Source organism: Nocardia cyriacigeorgica (assembly GCF_010858045.1).
Lineage (GTDB): Bacteria > Actinomycetota > Actinomycetes > Mycobacteriales > Mycobacteriaceae > Nocardia > Nocardia cyriacigeorgica_E.
Map to the genome: position 1 here is coordinate 466,580 of NZ_JAAGVC010000001.1, position 10,695 is coordinate 477,274.

5 protein-coding genes are annotated in these 10,695 nt (G+C 70.5%); all 5 read left to right on the forward strand.

Features of this window, described 5'->3' with window-relative positions; all coding sequences use genetic code 11:
• Positions 1 to 105 precede the first annotated feature (105 nt).
• From GV790_RS02220 to GV790_RS02240, 5 genes are read left to right on the forward strand one after another with little or no spacing between them, the layout of a single operon-like run.
• The gene (locus GV790_RS02220; protein ID WP_163809845.1) at positions 106 to 7,317 is read left to right on the forward strand and encodes an amino acid adenylation domain-containing protein; all 7,212 of its coding nucleotides are present in this window, start codon (positions 106 to 108) and stop codon (positions 7,315 to 7,317) included.
• A gap of 37 nt (positions 7,318 to 7,354) precedes the next feature.
• Positions 7,355 to 8,350, forward strand: a complete 996-nt coding sequence (locus tag GV790_RS02225) for an ABC transporter substrate-binding protein (RefSeq protein ID WP_163809847.1) — start codon at positions 7,355 to 7,357, stop codon at positions 8,348 to 8,350.
• Positions 8,347 to 9,576, forward strand: coding sequence for an enterobactin transporter EntS (entS, locus tag GV790_RS02230; RefSeq protein WP_163809849.1), 1,230 nt, complete (start codon positions 8,347 to 8,349; stop codon positions 9,574 to 9,576). Before GV790_RS02225 ends, entS begins: the two co-directional genes overlap by 4 nt.
• Positions 9,576 to 10,415 (forward strand): siderophore-interacting protein, encoded by an 840-nt coding sequence (locus GV790_RS02235; RefSeq protein WP_163809852.1) that lies wholly within the window; start codon positions 9,576 to 9,578, stop codon positions 10,413 to 10,415. Before entS ends, GV790_RS02235 begins: the two co-directional genes overlap by 1 nt.
• Before the next feature lie 5 nt (positions 10,416 to 10,420).
• On the forward strand, positions 10,421 to 10,660 hold the full coding sequence (locus GV790_RS02240; RefSeq protein WP_163809854.1) for a phosphopantetheine-binding protein: 240 nt from the start codon (positions 10,421 to 10,423) through the stop codon (positions 10,658 to 10,660).
• The last annotated feature ends 35 nt before the right edge of the window (positions 10,661 to 10,695 follow it).

Below are 10,695 nucleotides of genomic sequence, written 5' to 3' on the forward strand. Positions count from 1 at the left end.
CCCACTTGGAAGTAAAGATAGGCTAACCTAAGCAAACTGCCTGATGGTCGTCGTGCCGATGCGGTGTTCGGCGCCGAAAAGCGTTGAGGGTGAAGGGAGTTGCCGGTGAATGGCGAGGACGGAGCGGCATTGCTGCCGCTGACCGGGCCGCAGCGGGGAATCTGGAACGCCCAGCGTTTCGATCCCGAGTCCGGGCGCTATCTGGTCGGGGAGGTCCTCGAGATCGCCGGAGAATCGCCGATCGATGTGGAACTGCTGGCCGAATCGCTGCGCCGCACCGTCGCCGAGGCCGAGAACATGCGGTTGCGGTTTCGGGAAACTCCGGAGGGGCCACGGCAATTCGTCACCGATGCGGTCGCCGAGTTGCGCCCGACCATCGACCTGCGCGCGGTGGCCGACCCGCTCGGGCTCGCGCATGAAGCCGTCGCACTGGAACGTCACCGGGCCGCCGAGCATTGTCGCGGCATGGTGGACCGGCAGCTCTACATCTACACCCTGATCCGGGTCACCGACTGCCAGGTCTGGTGTGTGCAGCTCTATCATCACCTGATCGTCGACGGGTACAGCGCGGCGCTGCTCTCGCGGCGCGTAGCGGCTCATTACACCGCGCTGCGACGTGGAAAGGACGTGCCGAAAGCGACATTCGGCACCATCGCCGATCTGGTCGCGGAGGAGCGCGCCTACCGCGACAGCGACGCCTTCGAGAGGGATCGGCTGTTCTGGCGTGATCAGCTCACCCCGTGGCCGGATCTGGACGGGCGCGGCAGGCATGTCGGTGGTGCGGTCGAGCGCACGCTGCGCGCGGAGGCGGTGCTGTCCGCGCGGACGCTCGCCACGCTGCGCGAATGCGCCGAAAGTCATGGCATCACCTGGGCGGACGCGCTGGTGGCTTGCTATGCGGCCTTCCTGCACCGGCAGCTGGGCACCTCCGATGTGGTGGTCTCGATGCTGCTGATGGGCCGAGTCGGTCGCGCCGCGCTCACCACCCCGGCGATGGCGGTCAATGTTCTGCCGTTGCGGGTGCGGGTGAATTCCGGCGACCGGTTGGGCGAGCTGGGGCCGCGCGTCGCCGACACACTGCGTGCCGTACGCGCCCACCAGCGCTACAGCGGCGACGACCTGGCCAGGGATTTCCATGGCTTCGGTGCGGGTGAGCTGCTGCACGGTGTCGGCATCAACCTCAAGGTCTTCGACTTCGCGCTCGACTTCGACGGCGCACGGGGCGTGCTGCGCAATGTGGCAGGCGGACCGCCGGAGGATCTCGGGCTGACGGTGACCCCGCTGCCCGACGGCAGCGTACTGCTCGGGTTCGAATCCGATGCGCGGACCAATGACCCGCACACGGTGCGCGGCCGGGTGGACGGACTGGTGCGGGTGATCGAGGCCTTCATCGGCAGCGATAAACCTCCGGTCGGTGCGCTGCCCATGGTCGATCGCGCCACCCGGGAGGAGTTGCTCGCGGCACGGTCGGGCCCGCCCTTGCCGTCACGTGTCGAAACAGTGCTGGAGGCGCTGGATCGGCTGGTTGCGCGAGAACCGGACTGCCGCGTGCTCGCCGCCGATGGAAAGGAATGGACGGCAGCGGAATTCGTCTCGGCGGTGAACCGGCTCGCGCAGTACCTGCGCGAGCGGGGTGTGGGTGCGGACGCGGTGGTCGGCGTCGCGCTGCCGCGCACGGCGCAGTTCGTGGTGACGATCTTCGCGATCTGGCGCGCGGGCGGGGTGTATCTCCCGCTCGATCCCGAGCATCCGATGAGCCGGCTGCGGGCCACGGTCGAGGACGCGGCGCCGGTGCTGGTGCTCGCGTCCGGTGAGACGGCCCGCGCGCTGGGCGAGCACACCGTGGCGCTCGATGACGCCGTGGTGCGGGCCGAACTCGACGCCATCGACCCGACGCCCCACACCAGCGCCGCGCCCCGACCAGATCACGGTGCGTACTTGATCTACACCTCCGGCTCCACCGGCCGTCCCAAAGGTGTGCTGGTGGAGCACGGTGCGCTGGCGCACCTGCTGGCCGCGCACCGTGGCGAGATGTTCGCTGTCCCGACGGCTGAGCGTCTTCGGGTCGCGCACACCACCTCGTTCGCCTTCGACGCCTCCCTCGACCCGCTGCTGTGGCTGCTCGATGGGCACTGTGTGCACGTGTACGACAGCGTGATCCGGCGTGACCCGGCCGCATTGGTGCGGGCCTTCCGTCGAGACGGCATCCGCATCGTCGACGGCACTCCTACGCTCATCGCCGCGCTGCTCGAGCACGGGCTCACCGACACTGGGCCGCAACTCATCGCGCTCGGTGGCGATGCCTGCCCACCGCGGCTGTGGCGGGAGCTGGGACGGGCGAATATTCCGGCGATCAACCTCTACGGACCGACCGAGGCGGCGGTCGACGCCATCGCCACCCCGCTGCGTGGGCCGGACCCGCATATCGGTGTTCCGCTGCCGAGTATCCGGGCTTATCTGCTGGACAACGGTTTACAGCTGGTGCCCGACAACCGGGTCGGCGAACTGTACCTGGCCGGCCCGCAGTTGGCCCGCGGCTACCGCGACCAGGCGCCGACCACCGCGCACCGGTTCGTCGCCGACCCGTACGGCCCGCCGGGGGCACGCATGTATCGCACCGGCGACCGGGCGCGGTGGGTGCCCGGCCGCGGATACGAATACGCGGGCCGGGTCGACGCCCAGGTCAAGATTCGCGGGCACCGGGTCGAGCTCGGTGAGGTAGCCGCGGCGCTGAACACACTGCCGCAGGTGCGCGCGGCGGCCGCCGATATCCGGACCGTCGGCGAACACGCGTCGCTCATCGGCTACATCGTCGCCGCATCCGATAGCACGGCGATTGACACCACACAGTTACGCAACAGCCTCGCCGACCTGGTGCCCGACCATATGGTGCCCGCGCGCATCGTCGTGCTCGGCGAACTCCCGACGACGGTGAACGGCAAACTCGATCGGACCGCGCTACCCGATCCGGTGTCCGAATCGGTGGGCCGGGCACCGTCGACCGAGGCCGAGCAGGCGCTCTGCGACGTGGTCTCGGCGGCGCTGGGGCATGACCGGGTGAGCGTGGACGACGACTTCTTCGGTGTGGGTGGCGACAGCATCACCGCCATCACCGTGAGCACCCGATTGCGGGAGCGCGGGCTCGTGCTCGCACCGCAGGACCTGTTGAGCCGCAGAGCATTCGGCGAGTTGGCTCGCGACGCCGAGCAGGTCGTCGTCGCGGGGGCACCCGAGCGTGCACCGGCGCGCCGGACATTGGTCGAGCTGCCGCCACCGGAAATCGACGAGCTGACGGCGCGCTACGGTCCGATCGCCGATCTGCTGCCATTGTCGCCGTTGCAGGAAGGGCTGCTGTACCACGCCCTGCGCGACGGCGCCGACGACGTCTACACCATGACCGCGCGCTTCGACCTCGCCGGTCCATTGGACCCGGCCCAGCTGGCCGTCGCGGTACGCGCCATGCTGCACCGGCACCCGAACCTCGGCGCGGCCTTCTGCTACGAGTTCGACCGGCCGGTGCAGGTGGTGCCGAGGTCGCCCCGGCTGGACTGGCGGGTGGAGGATCTGCGGGCACAGGCAGACCGTGACCGCGTCGCAGGCGAACTCGAACGCGATGCGGGCTCGACACCCTTCGACATCGGTGCGCCGCCGCTGCTGCGTATCCTCGTGCTCCGGCTCACCGATACCGCCTCGCGGCTGATCCTCACCGCCCATCACCTGCTGGCCGATGGCTGGTCGATCCCCATCATGCTGCGGGAGACGCTCGCGCTGTACCACGGCGACGAGCTCGCGCGCGCCGGATACTACGGCGATTACCTCGCCTGGCTGGCCGAGCGCGATGTCGATGCGACGCTGGACCGTTGGCGCGCATACCTGGCCGGCCTCGAACGTCCCTCGCTGCTGGGCGATGTGTTCGTAGCCGGTCGGCAGCCGGCAGCACAGCGAGCTTCCGGCTCGCGCGCACGGGCGGTCGGGCTGTCCGTGCCGCTGTCGGATGCTGCCGCCGAGGCACTGGAATCGCTCGGCCGCGCACGCGGCGTCACCATGAACACCCTGGTGCAGGGTGCCTGGGCGGGGGTGCTGGCCGAATACCTCGGTCACCGCGACGTCGTGTTCGGCACCGTCGTCTCCGGGCGCCCGGCGGAACTGGCCGGCGTGGAAACCACGGTCGGCCTGTTCAGCAATACGGTGCCCGCGCGCATGCGCATCGCCACCGACCGCCCGCTGCTCGAGCAGCTGCCCGAATTCCAGCGCAGCGCACTGGAACTGCGTGAGGTGGGCTATCTCGGGCTCGCCACGGTCGAGCGCGCCGTCGGCCGCGACCGGCTGTTCGACACGCTGGTGGTGTTCGAGAACTTCCCCAAGACCGGTCTGCGGCAACCCGATTCGCACCACCTGCGCGTGGCCGATGTCGCGGTGCACAGCCTGACCCATTACCCGGTGACGGTCACCGCGCTGCCCGGCGATCGGTTCCGGCTGATGCTGCACCACGATCCGGCAGCCGTGCCCGAGGCGGCGGCCGCGCGTCTGGCTCAGCGATTGGGTGCGGTGCTCACCGGCCTGGTCGATGATCCGCTGAGCGCGGCCAGGCCGGCACCCTCTGCTGCCGTCAGCGAAAGTCCCGGGCGGACAGGCCGCACCCCGCACAGTGCGGCGGAGCGGACTGCCGACACCATCGGCACCACGCTCGCCGACTGGCGTGTGCCGGGGGTCGCCATGGACGCTCCGGCCGTCACCTACGAGGGCTCGACCCTGACCTACGCCGACTTCGAGGCGCGCGCGAATCGGCTGGCGCGCTGGCTGATCGCCTACGGGATCGGTCCCGAAACCGTCGTTGCCGTGGCCATGGCGCGCGACCCGGACTCGGTCATCGCCGCGCACGCGATCTGCCGGGCCGGCGGGGTGTACCTGCCGATCGACGTCGAGCAACCGGCCCGGCGGGTGGAGCTGATCCTGGCGACCGCCGAGCCCGCGCTGGTGCTGACCACCTCGCAGTCCGGTTTCGTGACCGGCCGGGCGGTGGCCGTCGCGGTCGACGAGCTGGATACCAGCGCGTTCGGCGAGGTGGCCGTCACCGATGACGACCGCCGCGCACCCCTGCGCCCGGACAACTCCGCCTACCTGTTGTTCACCTCCGGCTCCACCGGCGTGCCCAAGGGCGTGACGGTCTCCCACGCCGCCATCGTCAACACCTTCGCATGGCTGCGGCGCCATCAGGGTTTCGGCGCGCACGACACCGTGCTGTACCGCACACCGCCGACATTCGACGCCTCGCTGCTCGAGCTGTTCCTGCCGCTGCTGGTCGGGGCGCAGATCGTGCTCACCCGCCCCGGCGGGCACCGCGATCCCTACTACCAGGCGCAGCTGATGCGCGATGAGCGGGTGACGGTCTTGCAGATGACCACCTCGATGCTCACCGTTCTCGCCGAAGAAGCCGACCTGTCCGGCTACACCGACCTACGGTGCGTGGTGACCGGCGGCGAGGCGCTGCCACCGGCCACCGCGCAGCGCATGCGGGCATCGACCGGGACACGGGTGCACAACCTGTACGGCCCCACCGAGGCCGCCGTCTGCATCACCTTCCACGACACCACCGACGCCGACACGACCTCGGTGCCGATCGGCCGTCCCGCCGAAGGTTCGGGTGTGCGGGTGCTCGACGACCGGTTGCGGCCGGTGCCCGTCGGTGTGGTCGGCGAGCTCTACCTCACCGGTAGCCAGTTGGCGCGCGGCTATGTCGCCCGTCCGGACCTGACCGCCGCGGCGTTCGTCGCCGACCCCGACGGCGACGGGGAGCGCATGTACCGCACCGGCGATCTGGTGCGCTGGACGGTCGGCGGCGAACTCGACTACGTGGGTCGCGCCGACAGCCAGGTGAAGCTGCGCGGGCAACGTATCGAACTCGGCGAGATCGAATCGGCGCTGCTGGCCTGCGACGATGTCGCCCAAGCCGTGGTGCTGCTGCGCGAGGACCGGCCCGGTGATCAACGGCTGGTGGGGTATCTGATCGCCAAGGGCGGGGCGGTGATCGACACCGCGCGGGTGCTCGATCAGGTGCGAAAGACGCTGCCCGCCGCCATGGTTCCCGCCGCCGTGGTCGTCTTGGCGGAGATCCCGCGCACACCCAGCGAGAAGATCGATCGCAAGGCCCTGCCCGCCCCGGAGGAGCAGACGAGTACTCCCGGGCCGATCGCCGAGGTCGTGCCACTCCCTGTCGAGCAGACCTCCCAGCGCGCACCGGCCGCCCAGAACGGCCAGGGATCACCGGATCTGGCGCGGACGGTGCTCGACGCGATGTCGGCGGTGCTGTCGGCGCCGGACCTCCGGCTCGACGACGACTTCTTCGCCGCAGGCGGACATTCGCTGACGGCCGTGCGCCTGACCGGACGTTTACGACGGGCCGGCGTGCCGGTAGTCCTGGACGACGTATTCGCGGCACCGACGGCTCGGGCCTTGGCAGCGGCGATCGCCGCAACCGCGGCACCGCTCGGGCACATCGGCGCATCGTCGCGCGCCGGCGCGATGATCGCACTCGCCGGACCGACCGAGCCGTCGACGGCACCACCGGATTCCGCAGCCGACGCTCTCGCCATGTTCGGCCGCCGCCTCGATCACGTGCTGGAACTGCGGCCCACCGGCTCCGCCGAACCGGTGTTCTGCGTGCATCCGGTCGGCGGCACCGCCTGGCAGTTCGGCCCGCTGGCCCGGTTGTTGCGCGCGGACCGGCCGCTGATCGGGCTGCAAGCGCCGACGCTGAGCGGCCACGATATCGGCGCCCGGAGCCTCGACGACCTGGCCGCGCACTACCTGCGGACGGTGCGTCGCATCCAGCCGCACGGACCGTACCGGCTACTGGGTTACTCGCTCGGCGGCAATATCGTGCACGCCATCGCCGCGGCGCTGGAATCGGCGGGGGAGCGGGTCGCGTTCGCCGGCCTGATCGATTCCCACCCGCTGGCCGGTCTCTCCGATCAGGCGGCACGCTCGCTCGCCGACCCCGCCGAACTCGACCGGTTGCTACCCGAACTGCCCGGGGACGCACCGGAACTCGCCACCGCCATCCGCGCCGCCGCGAAGTCGCTGCTCGCCCTGGTACCCACCTCGACCACACCGCGATACCGCGGACCGATTGCCCTCTACGCCGCCGACCCCGGCACCGACTCCGGGCGCACCGACGCCCAGCTCGCCGGATGGCGTGCGGCGGGCGCACGGATCACCGTCCGCCGACTCCCGTACTCCCACGTCGACATCGTCTCGCCGCAGGGCTGGGCCGAGGTCGCCGCGCTGCTCGACGCCGATCCGGCGTTGCGCCACTGAACTTCCCCACCACGAGAAAGAAGAGAGCAACCCATCCATGTTCGTCATCCGATCGACCGCGCGGCTACGAGCCGCCGTCGCCCTGCTCATCCTCGCCCTGACCGCCCTCGTCGCGGGCTGTGGCGCCGACTCCGAGGCCACCGAATCCGCGGGCACCCGCGAGGTGCAGACCGAACGCGGCCCCGTCCAGGTGCCCGCTGATCCGCAGCGCATCGTCGTCCTCAACGGCGCGCTGGCCGGCTACCTCTACGACCTCGAGGCACCGGTCGCGGCCGCCGATCCCCGGTTGCTCGGCGTCAACACCCGCACCGGCGGGTTCCCGGCCGCCTGGGCCGAGGACGCGAAAGCCCAAGGCACCGTGGAACTCCCGATCGGCGACAACCTCAATCTGGAGTTCATCGCCAACCAGCGGCCGGATCTGATCATCGGCGGCGGACAGGGCTTCCCGGCCCAGCAGTCGATCAATGCCTACGATCAGCTCTCGGCCATCGCGCCGACCGTGCTGGTGCCGTCGACCACCACCGACTGGGCCGATCAGCTGCGGTTGGTCGCCGACGTGGTCGGCCGCCCGGACAAGGTCGACGGCCTGATCACCGCCTACCGGGACAAGGTGGCGAAGGTGAAGGAGTCGGTCAAGGCGCCCGCGGGCGCGGTCGCGTTCGTGCAGTCGGTGAAGAGCCAGGAGCCCACGCTGTTCCTGCCGTCGGCGGCGCTGCCCCAGCTGCTGGCCGAGGTCGGGTTCACCATCGACGACAAGGTCGCGGAGAAGGCGGGCAACCCGGCCAAGCCCGAGGCCGCGGACTGGTTCCACTTCAGCCCCGAGCTGCTGAGCACGGTCGTCGACGCACCGGTGGTGTTCGTGGTGTCGCTGGCCGGCGGCCGCAACGCCACCCAGCTGGCCGAGGATCCGCTGTACGCGCAGCTGCCCGCGTTCAAGGCGGGCAACGTCTTCGAATTGCCCGCCTCGAGCGCGCGCCCCGATTACCGCAGTGTCATGGACACCCTCGACCTGATCGCGGAGCGCTTCAAGTGACAGCCGCCTCCGGACTGCTGATCGACATCTCGCCGTTGCGGTCGAGCAGGCCCTTCCGGGCCGCGTTCGCCGCCCGGCTGGTGTCGGTGCTCGGCATCGGACTGCTGATGGTGGCCCTGCCGGTGCAGGTCTATCAGCTGTCCGGTTCGACGCTGCACGTCGCCGGAGTCACCACCGTGACGGCGATCGCGCTGTTCACCGGCAGCCTGGCCGGTGGTGTGATCGCCGACCGATTCGATCGCCGCACGGTGATCCAGTGGTCGCGCAGCGCCGCGGGCGCGGGGTTCCTCGCGTTGGGCGCCAATGCGCTGCTGCCGGATCCGCAGCTGGCCGTCATCTACGCCGCCGCCGCCCTGGACGGGGCGGCCGGCGGTGTCAGCGGCACCGCCATGATGGCGCTGGTGCCGGTGCTCGTCGGACGAGAGAAGGTCGCCGCCGCCGGTGCGCTGACCGCGCTCACCTCCGATCTCGGCACCATGATCACCCCCGCGTTCGCGGGCATACTCATCGCGCGGACCGGTGTCGCCCCGGCGTTCTTCATCGCCGCGGGCGCGACCGCCGCGACCGTCGGCCTGATTCGTGCGATCGGCCCGGCGCCGCCACCCGCGCGCGTCGCGCAACATCCATTGCGGGAGCTGGCGATCGGGATCCGATTCGCGCTCGAGCACCGGGTGATCCGCGCGGCCCTGCTGACCGGGCTGATCGCCATGCTGGTCAGCGGGCCGCTGGTGCTGTTGCCCGCCTTCGCCGATGTCGAACTGAACGCCGGACCGGCCACCCTCGGCCTGCTCTATGCCGCGCCCGGCGCCGGCGCCGTGATCGGATCGCTGACCAGCGGCTGGATCGGTCGCAGCCGCTATCCCGGCCGGGATCTGATCGTCGCCATGGCGGTCATGCCGCTCGGTGTCATCGCGGCCGGGTTGTCCCCGCACGCCGCCGGGGTGTTTCTCGGATTGGCCGGATTCGGTGTGGCCAGGGCGGTCAACATGGTGCTGCGCTACACCGTGCTCCAGCACCACGCGCCGGAGGAGCTGCGCGGCCGGATCTCGGGGTTGCTCATGGTGCAGGCCGTCACCGGAACGGCCATCGGGTCGATGGTGGCCGGCATCGTCGGCCAATTGTTCGCCCCCGCAGCGGCATTGGTGATCTACGGGTCGGCGGTGCTGGCGCTCACCGCGCTGACCGCTGCCCTGTCCGGACCGTTGTACGAGAAGAAGGAGCAGTAATGGTGGATCGCGCCGCCTATGCCGAACGGATCACCGAGGTGCTGGCGGGAGACCACGGCGAGAAGGTCGGCTACCCCATCGGGCTGTGTGCGGTCGAGGTACTGCGCAGCGAACCGGTGGGGGCGGGCCTGTTGCGTCTCACCTTCGGTGGCGCCGACCTGGCCGGATTCCACAGCTACGTGCCGGACGAGCATGTGCGCCTGGTCTTCCCCGGCGAGGACGGGGTGCTACGGCTGCCACGCCGCGACGGATTGTCGCTGGAATGGGGCAAACCGCGCCCGGTGTCGCGGGAGTACACGGTGCGCCGCTACGACCGCGAAGCATTGGAACTCGACATCGACTTCGCCCTGCATCCCGGCGGCCTGGCCTCGGACTGGGCGCTGGCGGCGACGCCGGGCACCCGCATCCACATCGCGGGCCCGCCCGGCGGCGTCGTCGTCCCGCGCACCTACGACAAGTATCTGCTCGCCGGTGACATCACCGCGCTGCCCGCGATCGCGCGGTGGCTCGAATGGTTGCCGCGCACCGCCTCCGGGTGGGTGTTCGTCGAGGTCACCGGCCCGGAACAGGAGATCGCGCTGGACGCACCTGAGGGTGTGCGGGTGCGCTGGGTGCATCGCGGCGATATCGCGCCCGGGCACGGTGACGCGCTCGAGCAGGCCATCCGCACGGTGACGGTCCCGCCCGGCGAACGGGTGTACGTGTGGCTGGCCGCGGAGGCCGGTGTGTTGCGCCCCTTGCGGCGCTGGGTGCGCGCCGAACTCGGCGTCGACCCGAAGGACTACCTGATCGCCGGCTACTGGAAGCGCGGCGTGGCCGATTTCGATCGAGAGGAATGAGCTCCATGAGCGACGAACAGACCATCCCCGCCGGACAGCGGTTCATCGTCGACGATATCGCCGCCGCACTCGGCGTGCCGGCGGACGAACTGACGATCGACACCAATCTGCTGGACGCCGGACTGGATTCGGTGCGGATCATGTCCCTGGTGGAGAAGTGGCGGGCCGCCGGGCATGAGCAGGTCGATTTCGCCACCCTCGCCGCCGACCCGGTGCTCGGTGCCTGGCTGGACGTCCTGTCGTGAGCGGTGGCGCGGCACCGGCCGCGCCACCGGCCCGC